The 12,749-nt window shown below is 51.9% G+C and carries 7 protein-coding genes; 4 read left to right on the top strand and 3 right to left on the bottom strand.

Going from position 1 to position 12,749, the window contains the following annotated elements; translation table 11 throughout:
* Window positions 1–1,037: 1,037 nt before the first annotated feature.
* Both FJM74_RS22700 and FJM74_RS17080 read left to right on the top strand, forming a co-directional pair.
* The gene (locus tag FJM74_RS22700; protein WP_187263849.1) at window positions 1,038–4,496 is read left to right on the top strand and encodes a rhamnogalacturonan lyase family protein; all 3,459 of its coding nucleotides are present in this window, start codon (window positions 1,038–1,040) and stop codon (window positions 4,494–4,496) included.
* Between the two features lie 466 nt (window positions 4,497–4,962).
* Window positions 4,963–7,179, top strand: a complete 2,217-nt coding sequence (locus tag FJM74_RS17080; protein WP_206684056.1) for a glycoside hydrolase family 3 C-terminal domain-containing protein — start codon at window positions 4,963–4,965, stop codon at window positions 7,177–7,179.
* Between the two features lie 329 nt (window positions 7,180–7,508).
* Here the strand turns inward: FJM74_RS17080 and FJM74_RS17075 are convergent, their stop codons facing one another.
* Entirely contained in the window at window positions 7,509–7,907 is a 399-nt protein-coding gene (locus tag FJM74_RS17075; RefSeq protein WP_187263848.1) for a hypothetical protein, read from the bottom strand.
* A gap of 327 nt (window positions 7,908–8,234) precedes the next feature.
* Between FJM74_RS17075 and FJM74_RS17070 the strand changes: the two genes are divergently transcribed.
* Window positions 8,235–9,941 carry a hypothetical protein gene (locus tag FJM74_RS17070; protein WP_187263847.1) on the top strand — a complete coding sequence of 569 codons (1,707 nt, stop codon included), beginning with the start codon at window positions 8,235–8,237 and terminating at the stop codon, window positions 9,939–9,941.
* A 239-nt stretch (window positions 9,942–10,180) separates the two neighbouring features.
* Here FJM74_RS17070 and FJM74_RS17065 read toward each other — a convergent pair whose 3' ends face one another.
* Both FJM74_RS17065 and FJM74_RS17060 read right to left on the bottom strand, forming a co-directional pair.
* Window positions 10,181–11,116 carry an alpha/beta hydrolase gene (locus FJM74_RS17065; protein ID WP_187263846.1) on the bottom strand — a complete coding sequence of 312 codons (936 nt, stop codon included), beginning with the start codon at window positions 11,114–11,116 and terminating at the stop codon, window positions 10,181–10,183.
* The gene (locus FJM74_RS17060; RefSeq protein ID WP_187263845.1) at window positions 11,113–11,661 is read right to left on the bottom strand and encodes an outer membrane beta-barrel protein; all 549 of its coding nucleotides are present in this window, start codon (window positions 11,659–11,661) and stop codon (window positions 11,113–11,115) included. Before FJM74_RS17060 ends, FJM74_RS17065 begins: the two co-directional genes overlap by 4 nt.
* A 403-nt stretch (window positions 11,662–12,064) precedes the next feature.
* On the opposite strand from FJM74_RS17060, the gene FJM74_RS17055 reads away from it, so the two are divergent.
* Window positions 12,065–12,691, top strand: coding sequence for a YdcF family protein (locus FJM74_RS17055; RefSeq protein ID WP_187263844.1), 627 nt, complete (start codon window positions 12,065–12,067; stop codon window positions 12,689–12,691).
* The last annotated feature ends 58 nt before the right edge of the window (window positions 12,692–12,749 follow it).

Raw genomic sequence — 12,749 nt, 5'->3', positions numbered from 1 at the left:
GCAGAGAGTAAGTGCCTCCGGAGCTCATCTTGTAGGGAAAAATAAGGCTTCTGTTTCCTGAATTTTGGGCTGGTGCGAGCTTGCCACTCGTACTTTCATACCACTACCTTTCCAGAAGGGGCCAAAGCAGCTTGTTTTAGATCAATTCTCATAGGCTGTAGCCGTAAGGAACATTTGGTACGAGCGGCAAGCTCGCACCAGCAACCTGCTTTTCCCTACAAGATTAGCTCCGGAGGGCCTTTTTCATTTAAATAATCGGTGTGCAATAGCCTACGGATATATTGCTTCCGCGAACTCTCAGCTCGTGGTATCACTATGACGTGAATTTTCAACTCACATAGGCCACCCAAGTTTATATATAGAATTTGGGCTTCCGGCCATCACGCGTTCCTATAATTCGGGAAAAGGTATTTTCCTCCACAAACCTGATGGTAGACAGAATAACTTCACGCCTACTTCCGCAAGTTGCAAACTCACAGCAAGATCCATTTCTAATTTGGAAGGCCCCTACATTCCTTCCTCTCCCCCTGTTGCTTCTACCCAAAATGCAGAATAATTAGCTATATGACCCCTATGCCAGCTGTCGAATTTCCTGCAAAACCCTTTCTTTGAATTTTTTAGGACGTTTTATAGATATTCCGAAGCAGCAATAACATCTGTGGCGGGTATCTTGATTCAATAATATCCAGAATTAATTAAGCTATTGCCAATAAAAACTCATTAACCAGATTGTGGATAATTAGCAAGGTGTAAATCTGAGAAGCTTTTCTAAATAGATCCATCTGTTGTCGTATCTCCCTAAAAAGCAGGATAGTACAGGATAGTATAGGTAAGGGAAGTGTTTTATTTTGCTAACAAATGATCGTGAGTCTTTGCCGCTGATGGTCGTTTTAAAAAAGGCGTTGTGTAAAAAATCCTGTAAAAGACATTTTTTGCTTAACAGCCTTTTTTCTGCAAAGTAATAGGATTATTTATCAGTTTATAACGCAAGCCATATGAAAACAGAATTACAGAATCCTCTTGCTGAACCTCCATATATGAGGGGAAGGCACTTTATCAACAAAAACACCCTTGCACAATGCAGGCTTAACCGACATTTCCTGAGCCACAGGCTCGGCCTGTTACTTGTACTGCTGCTTACTGTTACGGCGGTGCAGGCACAGCGTCAGATGGAAAACCTGGGCCGTGGTGTAGTAGCGGTAAGAACATCTCCGAGCCAGGTATTCATTAGCTGGCGCTTGCTGGGCACCGACCCGGCCGATATTGCCTTCAACCTCTATCGCGGCGGAACAAAGCTGAATGATGCTCCCATAACAGGAGGCACCAACTATACCGACGAGATCAGTACAAATGAATCGTATTCGGTGCGGCCGGTATTGAATGGCGCAGAACTGGGGGCCTCTGCACCGTCTGCAGTGTGGGGGCAGCCACATTTAAGGATACCCTTACAAAGGCCTGCCGGAGGATCCACCCCCGACGGCGTAAGCTACACCTATAGCCCCAACGACTGCAGCGTGGGCGACCTGGATGGTGATGGGGAGTACGAAATTATTGTGAAATGGGATCCTTCCAACGCAAAAGACAACTCACAGGCAGGTTTTACCGGAAATGTATACCTGGATGCCTACAAAATGAACGGCACGCACCTGTGGCGCATCGATCTGGGCAAAAACATAAGAGCCGGGGCGCACTACACCCAGTTTATTGTCTACGACCTGGACGGTGACGGAAAAGCAGAACTGGCCTGCAAAACGGCCGATGGCACCATAGACGGAGCCGGTACCGTAATTGGGGACCCAAGTGTTGACTACCGTAACACTGGAGGCTATATTCTGCATGGCCCTGAGTTTTTAACAATTTTTAACGGCCAGACCGGAGCCGCGATGGCCACCACAGACTATGTGCCCGGCAGAGGGAATGTAGCCAGCTGGGGCGACAATTATGGCAACCGCGTAGATCGGTTCCTGGCTGGCGTTGGGTATTTCGATGGTCAGCGACCCAGCCTGTTGTTTACGCGCGGCTACTATACGCGTGCAGTGCTTGTGGCCTGGGATTGGCGCAATGGGCAGTTAACCCAACGCTGGGTTTTTGATAGCGACACGAACGGTAACGGTGCCTATGCAGGGCAGGGCAACCACAGCTTAAGCATAAACGATGTGGATGGCGACGGCAGGGATGAAGTGGTTTTCGGGTCTATGGCGATCGACGATAATGGCACCGGCTTATACACCACCGGCCTGGGCCACGGCGATGCTCAGCATGTAGGCGACCTGGACCCTGATCGTCCCGGGCTGGAATCGTGGACTGCACATGAGTCCCAGAGTTCTTATGATGGAAATGGTTTGTGGATGCGCGACGCCGGCACAGGCGAGAAGCTCTGGGGCGTGCCAACCACCGGCGATATTGGCCGTGCCATGACCGCCGACATCGACCCCCGGTATAAGGGTAACGAAGCCTGGGGGCCAAGAGGCGGTTTGTATACGGCACAAGGTGTGGAGATTTCTGCTGCCAGGCCAGGCAGTATGAACTTCGGTGCCTGGTGGGATGGTGACCTGCAGCGCGAACTGCTGGACGGCACAGTAATAGACAAGTGGAACTACACCAGCGGCACACAGGAAAGACTACTCTCGGCCCATGATTTTGGTGCTGAAAGAAACAACAGTACCAAAGCTAACCCAGGTTTAAGTGCCGACATCCTGGGCGACTGGCGGGAAGAGGTGATTTACCGGCACAGCAATAACAGCGAACTGCTGGTCTTCACTACCACTGCCCCTACTACCCACCGGTTTTATACTTTTATGCACGATTCGCAGTACCGGACATCCATTGCCTGGCAGAATGTGGCCTACAACCAGCCGCCTCATACCAGCTTTTATGTAGGCGAGGACATGGCAGCGCCGCCAGTTCCTGCCATTGCTTTAGCTGAGAATCCCGGCGGTGCGCTACCTGCTGTCTACCTGACGGTACGAGGAGGTGATGCTAAAGTATTCCTGGGCTGGTCAGCTAACAACTTTGTTCCCGCCAGTGTAGAGATCTATCGCAGTACAAGCCCCGATTTGGCAGCCAGTACATTGGTGGCTACTTTAGCTGGAGCAGTAAAATCGTATACTGATGGAGGCTTGACCAATGGCACAACTTATTATTACCAGATAAAAGGAACTGATGCCGAGGGAGCGGTGGTACACTCTGCCGTAGCCAGTGCTGCACCAGCTCCTGTGGTACTGCCTCCTCTTCCTGCCATGGTGGAGCTCTCTGCAGCCCCAGGCGATGGTAAGGTAGACCTTTCCTGGGTAATTAAGAACGTGGATATCCGGCAGGTAGAAATATACCGCGATACGGATTCTAACCCAAGCGGAAGGACGCGGATTGGTATAGTAAGCGCCACTACTACCAGTTACACCGACCTGACGGTTACGAACGGAACCCCTTACTGGTATTGGTTAAAAGTAATTGCCGTTGATGGCAGCACGCCTGGTTCAAATGCAGCACAGGCAACGCCACAGGGAGTAGTGGTGCCACCACCTCCCAAATCGGTTGTGCTTGCTGCCCAGGGAACCGACGGCATGGTAGACCTCAGCTGGACCGTTGAGAACATCGACAACATTACCTCCCTGGAGCTGTTCCGCGATACCGACGCTAACCCTGCCGGCAGAACACGCATTACTTCGCTAAGAGGAGACATCCGGGCCTACACAGATAGGGCAGTAGAAAATGGCGTAACCTACTGGTACTGGATTAAAATAACGGATGCAACCGGCGTAACCAATTCTAATGCCGCCGAGGCCACCCCCATGCCGCTGGATGGCGTTTACACGATAACAGCTTTGCATAGCGCCATGGCCCTGGATTTAAACGGCTCCTGCACCAGCTCCAATGGTACGGCTAATATCGTGCAGCGAATGCCTGGGGCTTCACAAAACCAGCAATGGAAACTCAGCAGCGCAGGGGAAGGATACTACACCATCACAAACGTGAGCTGCGGGCAATCAATAGGCGTAAAGGCCCAATCTCCTGATGCCGAAGGTGCCAATATTCTGCAGTGGAGCTATGGTGGCCAGGCTAATCAGCAATGGGCGTTTATCCGGTTAGATAATGGGGACTACAACATCGTAAACAAACACAGTGGCCGGTCCATTACAGTAGAAGCAGCTTCGCTGGAAGATAAAGCCAATGTGAAACAGTTTGCCTACATAGAAGCGCAGCACCAGCAGTTCCGTCTGGCGCCGGTGCTGAGCAGTGCCACCAGCGCCTCTCTTATACAGCAGCGTGAGCCATCGGTTGCAGCACTCATTTACCCGAACCCTTCTGCTGATGTATTTATGATAGAAACAGAAGGAGCTTTTGCGTACACCGTTACCGACCAGCTGGGCCGGGTAGTAGAGCGGGGAAGTGGCACCGGCTTGGTAAAAGCAGGGGCTAAACTGAAACCCGGTATATACCTCCTCAACGTTTCGGTGAATGACGAAAAGCAACATTTTACGCTTGTTAAAAATTAGGCAGTCCAATACTTTTTAGTCTCTGAGTTCACGCAACAAAGAAGACGATAGAGCTTCTTGCTGTTGGTGGTTGATACCCGCCAACAGCAAGAGGCTTTTTTCTTGTGCCTGCCCGGAGACAAGTGACTGCTTCACCTATTTTGTTTTGCTGTTTGAACTTTCGTGTTTGCAGGTTTCTGGCGAATTATTCTAATCAAAATGCCCTTCCAGAGGTTACTGCCGCTGCTGCTATTAAACCGGCAGGCAAACCTTACTGCTACCACCACCTTCTCTTTGTTATTTACATTTCCTGCCTCCAGCCTCATCAGTTAACAGCAAAAAGGCGAACAATTTCCATATCCCGGGCGGGTGTTAACATTTAGTGCTTCAATCCGAACTATATCATCCCTTGCAAATGCTTGTTATTTCTGACATTTGGGCAGGTTAATTAACCTGATTACCTGGCAAAAACATCAACCTATTCATAATGGAAAACAGAAACATAAGAAGCGCATTAACTGGTTGTTTTTCGGCTTTGGGACTGGCTGTAGTAATGGCCACCAGTTCCTGCTCCACCTCCGACAAAGCGCAGGAACTGCCAAACAAGCTGGCCCTGATGGCAAACGAGGCACAGATAGATTCGCTGATCAGCCTGATGACGCTCGAGGAGAAAATAAATATGCTGCACGGTTCTAGCTCCTTTACCTCAGGCGGGGTGGAGCGACTGGGCATTCCGGAACTCACCATGTCGGATGGACCACATGGCGTGCGGCCGGAGCATGGCCGCGACTGGAGCTTCGACAACGCCGGCAACGACTCTGCCACCTACCTGCCCACCGGTATTGCCCTGGCTGCCACCTGGAACCCGGATTTAGGGTACGAGTACGGCGCCGTGTTGGGCAGCGAAGCCAAAGCCAGGGGCAAAGACGTGATGCTGGGGCCAGGCATCAACATCATGCGCACGCCGCTCAATGGCCGCAATTTCGAGTACCTGAGCGAAGACCCCTACCTGGTGTCGCAGCTGGTGGTGGGCTATATTAAAGGGGTGCAGGACCAGGGCATTGCCGCCTGCGTTAAGCACTTTGCCGCCAACAACCAGGAAATAAAGCGGGCCGAGGTAAATGTGGAGATGAGCGAGCGGGCCCTGCGCGAACTGTATTTGCCTGGTTTTAAAGCTGCGGTAGAGGAAGGTGGCGTGCTCACCGTAATGGGCGCTTACAACAGATTCAGAGGGCAATACGCCACGCACAACGAGTACCTGGTAAACAAGATATTGAAAGGGGAGTGGGGGTTTAAAGGCCTGGTGATGAGCGATTGGGGAGCCGTGCAAAACACCATGGAGGCAGCCCTGTATGGCAATGACATTGAAATGGGAACTGACCTGCTGCAGATGCCCAACATCGATTACAGCAAATTCCTGATGGCCGACACGCTACTGAGCCTGGTAAAAAGCGGGCAGGTAGACGAGAAATTGATTGATGATAAAGTAAGGCGTATCCTGCGGGTTATGTACAGCACTAACATGATAAACGGTTCCCGCACCGAGGGAGCCTTGTCGACACGGGCGCACCAGCAAACTGCCCTGAAGGTGGCCGAAGAAGCCCTCGTGCTGCTCAAAAACGAAGGAAACCTGCTGCCCCTGAATAAAAGCACTGTAAAATCTATTGCCGTGATCGGGGCCAACGCCACCCGCAAGCAAGCCATGGGCGGCGGAAGTTCGCAGGTGCGCGCCCCCTATGAAGTAACCCCCCTGGAAGGAATAAAACGAGTAGCCGGCAGTGGAGTAGCCGTAACCTATGCCCCCGGCTTTGAGGTAACACGCCAGGAAAAAGCAAATCAGCAGCTGATAGACGAGGCAGTAAATGCCGCAAAAGGAGCCGAGGTAGTGGTGTATGTAGGTGGCTGGACGCATGGCTATACCGACAGCTGGGATGGAGGTGCCTTTGATGCCGAAGGAGCCGACAAACCGAACATGGATTTGCCGTTCGCGCAGGATCAGTTGCTCGATGCCGTACTGAAAGCGAACCCGCGCACGGTAGTGGTGCTGATCGGAGGAGGACCTTTAGATATGACCCAGTGGGTGAACCGCACCAGTAGCATTGTGCAGGCCTGGTACCCGGGCATGGAAGGCGGCACTGCGATTGCCAGAGTGCTTTTCGGTGAGGTTAACCCGTCAGGTAAACTGCCGGTTACCTACCCTAAAAAGTTGCAGGATTCGCCGGCACACGCACTGGGCGAGTATCCGGGCGACAAAGATACCCTGAATGTTGAGTACCGTGAAGACATCTTTGTAGGCTATCGCTACCACGACACTTATAAAGTTGCTCCTCAGTTCGGGTTTGGGCATGGGCTTTCGTACACCACCTTTGGCTACAGCAACCTGAAGGCCGCTAAAAATGCTGACGGCGTAGGGGTTACAATTACCCTGAAAAACACGGGCAAAGCAGCAGGTGCCGAAGTGGTGCAGCTTTATGTAAAAGACACAGAAGCAGCCGTAAAGCGCCCTGAAAAAGAGTTGAAATCCTTTAGCAAGGTTTTCCTGAAGCCGGGGGAATCGAAAGAAGTCTCGTTCACGCTGCCCAAAGAAGCTTTCCAGTATTTCGACGAAGCTAAAATGCAGTGGGTGCTGGAGCCGGGCAACTTTACCATCATGGCCGGCAGCTCTTCGCAGGACATCCGGCAGCAAGCGGAAATTGGTTTGTAAGTGAAATTAGTGATGCCACAAGTGTAGGAGAATCTGCAAGTTGTGGAAGGAAACGCCCTTTTAAATGGAATTATTGTAATGAAAACAGCCCTCCTGAGGCTCTGCTGCTGCAGCGTTTAATATTGCTGATTGGCTGTTTTGGCAGAAGGGCTTAACAATAAAGCAGGGGGTGCTGTCGCAAAGTTGCTTGCTACAGCACCCCCTGCTCATGAGTAAATGATTGATCTTACGCCATAATGTTTCCCGCGCGTCTGGAGACGAGCGCGAGAACAAGGATCAGTTTATCTTTAAATTAAGAATGGCAGCAGCTATATGATAGCTGCATCTCCTTAATGTGTCATCAGCCATTCCAGCGCCTTGTCTTTGTCGTTAAAAGTGCGGAGGGTGAAGTTTGTGGCGACCTGTTCCTGAATAAAAAGCGCCAGTTCTTCTCTGGCTGTTACATCAGAACGTATCCGGGCAAACTTCTGCAGGCGCGTGCTGTTCAACTCCATTCCAAAATCGGTCATGAGCGCTTTGTAGCTGACGGGGTCAATTTTTAGCAGCCGCTTGCGTGAGTCCATCAGGAGTCGCTTCACATCATAGTGCCTTACGGTTTCTACAATCGTGCGGAGCGCCTCCCGCACCTCCAGCAAATAAAACTCATGCATACCCGACAGGTCCGCCGTCAGGATGTCGGTGGCGGGAGCGTAATTTAGCCGGATGGCAGGACTTTCGAATAGAATCATAGGAAGGCGACAACTTAACTTACTGAACAAATATAGGGCCTTATAAATGAACGAAACTAACAAAATTGTTTAATTTATATAGAAGCCATGCCTCCGAGGCTTACAGCATTGTAGTTTTTGCTGTATTATCAGATGGCGTTAAGGCTAAAGAGTGCCCCGGATGAGCAAAATAAGGCCACAGAACAGAACGGTTCTGTTTTTGATAGGGTATACAGGAACGGTTCTAACGTTGCCTGGCGAGGCCAGCTTCGGACAAGGAAATGTTGGCAACTGTAACCTGATGATTAAAAGGGGCAGCAACTGCCTCTCCCCGAAATACACTATTGGATGAAAAGACTAATTCTGTACCTTCTGCTAACGATCCCTGCTATTTCAGTTTCAGGGCAGGGGGCGGCGCCAGCAAGCGGCATGAAGCAAACAGCCTGCACCCCCAACAAATCTGGCGACTACGATTTTTACAGCAACCTGAAAACGTGGATTCCGAGAGGCGGTGACCAACCGCTGCAAAACGCACCGCTGAAGGTGGTGCAGCTGAGTTTCAATATTTTTCAGCGGGCTGATGGCACGGGCAATTTTCAGGACACGCCCGAGGACCGGGCAGCACTGCTGCAGTATGTAGCCCGCCTGAACGAGATATACAGCAATGTAATAGCCCCCTCTGATCCTGTTGCCGGCACCGAGCCCTTGCCCAACAACGATACCCGCTTCCGGTTCGACATCGGTCCGCCGGGGCAGGAGCGTATCTTTTTTTACCAAAGCGATTCCTTATACCGAAGCCACAATTCGGCTCTGCTGCTCAAAAAAATAAAACAGACAGATCCGGAGCGCGCCAACCAACTGAACATTCTCTTTACCGATGGCTACTACATGGCCAAAGTAGACAAGATTGAGCTTACAGACGGCGGCTCCGGCTATACATCTGCCCCCAAAGTGGTTTTTACACCGCGTAGTGCCAGGGCGACTGCCGTGGTGGAGAACGGAAAAGTAACGGAGATCAAACTGATCAGTAAAGGCCTGTATTACCAGCCGGAAGTGAAGGTGAGCCTGGAAGGAGGCGGAGGCACCGGCGCCAAAGCCACCGGCACCTTAACCATGGGAGCGAATGGTTTTACCCGGTCTCCCAGCTACACCAACTTCAACGGCGATTCGTATGTGATGCTGCTCAAGCACAAGGCTTTCCCGAGCGCTACTGTTTTTGCACACGAAATGGCGCACACCCTCGACCTGCAGCACCTCTTCGAAGGCTTCTACTGCAACAGCCGCGACTACCTCGAAGATATTTATACCGAAAACTGTCCGCACAAAAACAAAGGCTGGGAAACAGACCCCTTTGCAGAGGTAGGAGACGGCGTAACCAATAATCTGATGATGTTCGCCCCGGATCATTTTACTTATATCTCGCCGATGCAGGCGGGCATCATGCACCGTGCCTCCGCCCTCGCCGATACCCGTAAATACTTGGCCGATACCTACTCTCCCGTACCCTACGCCCTCACTTCTAAAGAATTCTGGGATTTTGACATACGCCTCTACCAGGACCTGGTACTGAACCAGGGCGGCGACCTGACCATTGCCTGTGCGCTTACCATGCCGCTCCTCTCGGGTGTTACCATCAACAAAGGAGGCAGGCTGGTGCTGCAGGGGCACCTGAAAGCCTTCTCACCCGAAACCTGGCAACGCGGCATTCAGGTGAAAGACGGTGGTTTGCTGGAACTCCGAGGTACCACCATCGATAATTATCGCATTACGGTAGAGCGTGGAGGCACCCTGCACCTGCCTGCCGAAGCTCTTGTTAATTTGCAAAACAACGGACGCATTACCGTAGCGCGGGGAGGCTACGTGTGCATCAGCGATCGTGCCGAAATCAGGCTGCAAGACCAGGACCCGCAGGCGCTGAACCTGCACCGCAAAGCACGGTTTAAGATGAACCCGGCTGTAGCGGCTGGTGCAGAAGGTAGTTCCTGCGCCGGATCTGCGGAGGCTATCCAGGTTAAAGGCAACGGCAGCATCAATACCTTCCGGGGTAAGCTTTAAAGAAACCGATAGACCTCGCAGCGTGCGCAGCTCCTGCGAGCGTTTGTGCCGGGTTAAATTATTCTAATGAAAAAGGCCCTCCAGAGGCTTTGCTGCTGTTCTTACAGAGCCAGGGTTTAGATGATAGACTCCTTTTCTGCATCAGGACTTGAGTAGGTAAAAGATAAGAGTTGATGCTGTCTTCACTCACTCAAATTATAAAAACAGCACATTAAGTTGCTGCTGCCCTTGTAACTGATCTACCGTACCAGGCGGGTTGCCATATCCTCGAATACCTGTTGTTGGTTGTCGCCGTCCTGGGTGGTGATGGTGCCCTCGCGGTGCTCGAGGCGTGTGAACACGTGCAGGTTTGAGGGGATCATGCTGATGTCGACTGTTTTGCCATCGCTGGTTTTTACGCCTTTGTAGATCAGAACGGCTCCTACCGGATCGGTTACGTCGTCTTTTTCAGCTTTATACACTTTCAGGGAAGTGTTTGGAGGTAGCGTAATGCCTTTCTGCAGCTCCTTGCGCACCTTGTTCAGCAGGCTGCGGAGTTCCTTCAGGGTTTCGTAAGGGCGGAAGCGGTACCAGTACTGGGCTTCTCCTGCTGTGTGCTCTGCTTCTGTGTAGCCAATTATAGGCCCCACCACCCCAACCAACGACAGAATTTTATCGGAAGCAATAATATTCGGGTCCACAAAAAAGATATGCCGTGGCTGTATGCGGTTGTTAAAATACCCGTTGGCCAGCATCTCCAGCACCAGGGTGCAGCCGGTGGAGGAGCCCGCAAAGCTTATGTTCTGGTAGCCTGCCTGCTCCAGCCGCTCATACTCCTCCATAATGGGTTGGCGCCAGTCTTTCCAGGTGGCTTCTTTAAAAGATTGGTAGGAGCGGCCGTGGCCGCCCATGAGCACCTGCGAAATGGCAAAGTCGGTGCGGCCACCGGCCCAGGTGCGGAACTCGCTCCACTCGAAGGTAGAGGCGCTGTAGCCGTGAATGGCAATTAATACAGGTCTCTGGGCTTCGGCAGGCGTCGGGTTAGGATTGGCATAAGAGACCAGGAATTTCTCCGGCTCGTAAACAGACTGGTCGAACCGAAGCCCGCTGTCGAGCATATGGTCTTCCAGGTCAGGATCTTTATCGCACGAGATGAAGAGCAGCCCGGTCAGGAGTATGAGTAAGTATTTTTTCATGGGGCAGTCTGATTAAACATGTTCCAGGTAAAGCTAAGCTGGTAAAAAACAGGGAAAAGCGTGCCAGGGCCTTTCGTGCCATCGCCTGTAATGGCATTGTAGCCAACCGATCCTGTCACTTTCAGTGGTGGTGTAATGGGGTAGGTGAGGCCCGTCTCCAGCGAGGCGAGAGGAGAGGTGTTTGGCAGGTTATCGAAAATCTCGGCCTCATAATCAGCCCTGAAAAAACCGACATTAGCCCGCACAAAGGGCCGTAGCGAACGCTGAGGCCGGAACAGGTAGGCCCCCGATACAAAAATATTGTCCTGCTTAATGGCGTTTGACCCCATGGCCGAGCCTAAGCGGCTGCTGATGTAGTGTGCACCCACGGCCCAGCGCTCGCTGAGCGCATACTGCGCGGTCAGCCCGTTTTCGTAATACATGTCCAGGGTCTTCTGAAAGCGGATCCCTACATCCAGCGGTTTTTGCTGCCCGTGGGCAGATGCCAGAAAAAAGGGGAATAGCAGGGCCAGCAGCAAAGCCTTTGGCTTGATTTTAGGTTTCATGGAGCTAGAATTGAAGGTGAAGAAAAGGTTGATTATTCGCTGCTGCTACGGTGGTTGTGCCGCCACTGCAATATACGGTTGTAGGGCAAGTGCTGCTGTTGGTTTTGATGAAAAAGTTACCGGTAAAATCGAATATACTGCCATTTTTTGACAGGTGATACGGAAGGTGGTGCTTCACCAGAATAAAAATCAGAAATGGCTTTCTGTGCTGAGAACGAAGGGGGATAAGAAAGAACGAGGCAATGCCGGGGCGAGATGTTAAACCTGTTTATCTTCCCGAAATGCTTCGCTATCTTTAGGAGGCACGATTTTTAGGCGCAGGAATTTTTATTTCGGTTTGCACCCTCCTGCTTTTTTCAGTGCCAGGCCAAACTTACCGTTGCTAATCCGTAGAAAACAAGCTATGATAGAAGAGCTAATTATTCGCACGCTTTGTGACACGCTGCCAGCTGCGCCTGCAGATGGACATTTTCTTTATGGACAGACGCCTGACAACGAGGCTTCTGTATTTGCGGCCGCCCACCAGTTGCTGGCCAGGGAGCAGCCGGGCCGTATACTTTTTCTGGATACCGACCCTATGAGCGGCTACGGCGGCTTCAGAAACTGGAGAGAAAAGCTGTTGGACCAGGGAATACCTGACGATTCGCTGGTGCCGGTGCCGCCTGTTCCACGTGATACGGGTATCCTGCACACCCTGATTGAGGCGCAGTCGGTGGTGGCGCTTGCCAGAGAACGGCGGTTTAAGAGCCTGGTGGTAACGGCGGCCCCGTTTCAGCAGCCACGTGCGTTTATGACAGCCGTTACCGTGGCGTTGCAGCAGTACCCGGCGCTTCGCATTTATAGCTGTCCGGGGCAGGCAATGCCCTGGCAGGAGGAGGTGGTGCACTCTCAGGGTACCGTGTCGGGCACCAGGGCAGCGTTGATAGCGGGTGAGGTGGAGCGCATCCGGCTGTACCAGGCCAAAGGCGATCTGGCCTCAGTGCCGGACGTGCTGCAGTACCTCAACAGGCGCGACAAAGGCCTGCTTTGAGCAGCAGCAGAAAAGCCTCTGGAGGCACTTTTTCATTTAAATAATTTGGGTTGCTTGT

Source organism: Pontibacter beigongshangensis, from assembly GCF_014332515.1.
Taxonomy (GTDB): Bacteria; Bacteroidota; Bacteroidia; order Cytophagales; family Hymenobacteraceae; genus Pontibacter; species Pontibacter beigongshangensis.
The sequence above is the reverse complement of the archived record's forward strand: the minus strand, read 5'-3'. Positions and strand labels throughout refer to the sequence as shown.

What these genes read in the sequence shown, in the direction of transcription:
- FJM74_RS22700 (WP_187263849.1), top strand. Translation starts at nt 1,038, where the DNA reads ATGAGGGGAAGGCACTTTATCAACAAAAACACCCTTGCACAATGCAGG.
- FJM74_RS17080 (WP_206684056.1), top strand. Translation starts at nt 4,963, where the DNA reads ATGGAAAACAGAAACATAAGAAGCGCATTAACTGGTTGTTTTTCGGCT.
- FJM74_RS17075 (WP_187263848.1), bottom strand. Translation starts at nt 7,907, where the DNA reads ATGATTCTATTCGAAAGTCCTGCCATCCGGCTAAATTACGCTCCCGCC.
- FJM74_RS17070 (WP_187263847.1), top strand. Translation starts at nt 8,235, where the DNA reads ATGAAAAGACTAATTCTGTACCTTCTGCTAACGATCCCTGCTATTTCA.
- FJM74_RS17065 (WP_187263846.1), bottom strand. Translation starts at nt 11,116, where the DNA reads ATGAAAAAATACTTACTCATACTCCTGACCGGGCTGCTCTTCATCTCG.
- FJM74_RS17060 (WP_187263845.1), bottom strand. Translation starts at nt 11,661, where the DNA reads ATGAAACCTAAAATCAAGCCAAAGGCTTTGCTGCTGGCCCTGCTATTC.
- FJM74_RS17055 (WP_187263844.1), top strand. Translation starts at nt 12,065, where the DNA reads ATGATAGAAGAGCTAATTATTCGCACGCTTTGTGACACGCTGCCAGCT.